Origin of the sequence: Salinispora pacifica CNR114, assembly GCF_000514775.1 — a bacterium.
In the GTDB taxonomy this organism is placed as follows: Bacteria; Actinomycetota; Actinomycetes; order Mycobacteriales; family Micromonosporaceae; genus Micromonospora; species Micromonospora pacifica.
This window is the reverse complement of sequence record NZ_AZWO01000076.1, coordinates 1-2,991: the sequence shown is the minus strand read 5'-3', so window position 1 is coordinate 2,991 and position 2,991 is coordinate 1. Positions and strand designations below refer to the sequence as shown.

Here is a 2,991-nt window from a genome sequence, read left to right as displayed (position 1 = left end):
CCCACTGCTCTGGTCCGTACGCCGACGCCGTCACCAAGCACGAGCCACGACCAGCCACTACGCCCGGCAAGCCCTCACCGAGCCGTGATCACAATTCCCGGCTGGAGTACTAGGCGGCACCGTAGCCCTCCTGACGCTCTCATCCATCATCGCGTGCACGACAAAAACGAACCAGGAAAGCCCGCGCCAAGTTCAGCCAAGCGAAGCCGAGGAGCTACTTTCGGAAGCCGTGGCTCTGGCGCAGGCCGGCAAGTTTGCCGACCTGTGCCAGACTGCCGGCAGTCGGTCGAATTGCCGGTCGATTCTCGAGTTCACCACGTCTGAGGGACGGCTACCGAACGACGAGTGGCCGCTTGTGGTGGGCGTCAAGCGGTACCCGGACACCGACACAAGCGCGGAGCATCTGGTGTTACGCGTTCAGGGCCGGCTAGTCGATGGCGCGACCTACGAAACCGACTTTCCGGTGGTACGGGCGGACGGCGGAGAGGCGATCAGCCTTTACCCCATCTACTGGTCCGGAATGACATTTTCCGCAACTGCGCAATCGTGCAGCGCGCAGGTTGGAGAGGCTTGCGCCCAGACTCGGATTGATGCCCCACCGGGATAGTCCACCCACGGGCCCGCGCTTGGTCGTCCCGGATGCGATGCAACGGTTGCGTCACCGGGCGAGGCGGCACGGCCCGCCATCCTCGCGCTCCACGTCGTCAACGTCCGGCCAGTAGTTCGCCTCAACCTCACACCCAACCGTGACCACGCATAGCGAATGCCGCAGCAGGCCCAAATTGTGTCCCAAATGCCACCAACCGACACCAGTCCAACAAAGCGATCGGCACGGCATCCCACCCCCGACCCTTCTCATCCATTGGGGTAATGTCCCTCCTTCTACTTCACGGGAGGGAACCACATGCGTGGGAAGATCCTGGCTGGCGCCCTAATGGCGTTGGCTTTCTTTATTCCGGCAACACCGGCGGCGGCTGAGACCCCACCGCTTGGGCTGGACGAGTCCTGCCAGATGGTCGAGCGCAAGGTGTACAAGGACGTCCGCGAGCTCATCACCATTGACCCGGACACCGCCGAATACATCAAGGTGCGGCTCTTGGTAGCCCAACTCCGGTCAGCGGCAAACGACCACTCGTTTGTCGCCACGCCTCGCGCACTGCAGACGGCGCTGAGCGGCAGCGAAGACGATCTCCGCACATTCCTCACGACAGACATAGAGGAAGTCTGGTTGACTGACCTGAGGATCAAGATCAGCCAGGCCCTGGCGGCCGGTGGCACCAACGTGGATGAGGCCGCGCAAGAGGTGTTAAACACCTCGAGCATGGACGCCCACCTGGCTTTCCTGAACGACGGCCTGTACGCCGCACGTGAGCTTGACTGCGCAGCTCAGGCCACACCGACCCCGAGCACCACGGCTACTGCTTCGCCCACGACGACTGCTTCGCCGACGGCCTCCGCTACTGACACGCCGACCCCTGCCCCCTCCGCCAGCCTGGGCGCCTCCGGCGGCGAGGGAGGTGGACTTCCCGTGACCGGCGCCAACACCGCGACCGTGGCCGGCATCGGCGGTGCGCTTCTGCTCCTCGGCGGCGCGGGCTACCTGATCGGACGCCACCGCCGCACCCGCTTCCTGACCTAACCGCTTCACCACACCCGGCTCAACATCGCCCCGGGTAGACGCAATCAACGAACCACACCACCAAGTAGAACTGGTTGACAACGGGCCACCCGCCCCCGGCACACCGGGGCAGGTGGCCCGTTGCCAGCTCAGGCAATGGCCGAACGACACGAAACGCACCTCGCCGTCGCCTACCCCCGTCGCCAATCAGCCAACCAGCAGTGCAACCACCACGCAGCGCGTAGCGACATTGGCCGAGTCCGGCGCTCAAGGAAATGCTCGGCTGCAATCCCTGAAGAATCCACCTGGTGCACATAGTGGAACGTTGCCGCAGGGGCGGGGCACTGCTGCAGGACCGAGCGCAGTCCCGAGTAGGCGACCGCGCCGACGGCCAGCTGGAGCGCGGCCTGCACGTTGAGGACCAGGACGAGGCTGAGTGCGTCACCGAGCAGGCCGGGGGCGCACCCGTCACCCGGTCACTGACCGCCTACGACCACTGCAGGACTTCGGAAGAACTCGTCTAGCAGGGCGACGGTGCGGTCGCGGGGTCTGAGTCAGCCTTCGACGGCGCGCAGCGAGCGCACGCTGTCGCGGGCACGTGCTCGTTTGGGCAGGTCGGGCCTGGCGGCGTTGAGGGTCCGAGGCCGGATCGGGGTGTAGAAGTCGCCGAGCGTGGCGAGGGTGGTGTTGATCGTGAACCTTACGACCGGGTTTGAATGATCTTTCCGATGCAACCCACACACCGCCACTCTTCACCTTTTATCGAAGTTCGTCGACAATCAGGGCCATGAAGGTACGTAAGCGAGGTCTCACCCTAGTCTCCGTCATGACGGCAATCGGCCTAGCTCTACCTGGTACGACCACAGTTGACAGTTCGACTGGACGCGCCCTGCCCATCCCCGTCGATCCCCGCGGCGTTGGACTACAGCCGTTCACGGGTCAGCCGGCCACAGCCCACCCGATCGACACCGCAGCGGTGCCGCGACATCCCTTCATGGCCGCCAACGGCTCCAGCAACATCCACGGCGACGCCTACCAGACCGACGCGTACCGAAACCCCGGCCCGACCGGCCGCGACCTGACGGTGAGCAGCCGGTTGCAGGGCGGAGTGTGTCTCTCCGTCACCTTCGACTCCAAGGGCCGGATCGTCACGGTCTGCATCACCCCGGGCCAGGCACCTCGGCTGCTCCTACTGGACCCGGACACCCTCGAGGCGATCACCGCCCTGAGCCTGCCCGGCAGCACCAGCACCAGCCCCACCGAGATCGCCGGCGGCGTGTACTTCTACCTCGACAACCACGACCAGGCGATCATCCCGACCAACACCGGCGAAATCCTGGTCGTCGCCGTCCAGGACGACCGCCTCGTACCCC

Annotated in this window: 3 protein-coding genes and 1 pseudogene; 3 read left to right on the top strand and 1 reads right to left on the bottom strand. The window is 65.2% G+C overall.

Annotation, left to right across the window (positions count from 1 at the left end):
* The first annotated feature begins 904 nt into the window (after positions 1-904).
* Positions 905-1,639 (top strand): LPXTG cell wall anchor domain-containing protein, encoded by a 735-nt coding sequence (locus B118_RS0124650; RefSeq protein ID WP_018811616.1) that lies wholly within the window; start codon positions 905-907, stop codon positions 1,637-1,639.
* A 287-nt stretch (positions 1,640-1,926) separates the two neighbouring features.
* A complete protein-coding gene (locus B118_RS0124645) occupies positions 1,927-2,142 on the top strand; it encodes a hypothetical protein (protein ID WP_018811617.1) in 216 nt (71 codons plus the stop codon).
* Positions 2,143-2,172: 30 nt separating this feature from the next.
* Here B118_RS0124645 and B118_RS0124640 read toward each other — a convergent pair whose 3' ends face one another.
* Complete coding sequence (locus tag B118_RS0124640) at positions 2,173-2,361, bottom strand: hypothetical protein (protein WP_155246520.1); 189 nt, start codon at positions 2,359-2,361, stop codon at positions 2,173-2,175.
* A 44-nt stretch (positions 2,362-2,405) separates the two neighbouring features.
* Between B118_RS0124640 and B118_RS29280 the strand changes: the two are divergent.
* Positions 2,406-2,991 (top strand): annotated as a pseudogene (locus B118_RS29280) (hypothetical protein); the annotation flags it as partial.